Here is a 651-nt window from a genome sequence, read left to right as displayed (position 1 = left end):
GTAACACTTACTAATGCTACCGCAAGCGCTTTTACTACCGTAAGTAGCAGCAGTTATACCGCGTTGATCACTCCGATAGCTGATGGCACGATCACCTTGAATGTGAATGCCAATGTTGCCCAAGATGTTGCTGGCAACTTAAACACGGCAGCCGCGCAAGTGAGCACAGAATTTGATGCTATTTTGCCAACCGTAACGATTCAAAATGTCCCAGCAAATTCAAACACCGCATTTACCGCCACGTTTGCTTTTAGTGAAGCGGTCACTGGTTTTGAAGTGGGTGATATCTCGCTCATTAATGCGACAGCGAGCGCTTTTGCTACGGTGAACAGTAGTACGTATACCGCTTTGATCACGCCATCGGCTCAGGGTTTAGTGACCTTGAATGTGGGAATTAATGTCGCGCAAGACAGCGTGGGGAACTTTAATATTGCAGCGGTACCGGTTGTCAGTTTATTTGATACGACACGACCGTCTGTTGCCATTCAAGGTGTGCAGCCGCAAAACATTACGCCATTTACCGCCACCTTTACGTTTAGTGAAGCGGTAGCTGATTTTATTGTCAGCGATGTAACACTTACTAATGCCACCGCGAGCGCTTTTACTACCGTAAGTAGCAGCAGTTATACCGCGTTGATCACCCCGATAGCC

At 47.5% G+C, this 651-nt stretch carries 1 protein-coding gene; it reads left to right on the top strand.

Going from position 1 to position 651, the window contains the following annotated elements:
• Positions 1–651 (top strand): Ig-like domain-containing protein (locus AC27H3_RS18060; protein ID WP_487108107.1); only part of this gene is annotated, 651 nt, incomplete at both ends.

Source organism: Colwellia sp. NW0002-52-1 (assembly GCF_057550865.1).
This window is presented reverse-complemented; position numbering and strand designations above follow the sequence as displayed.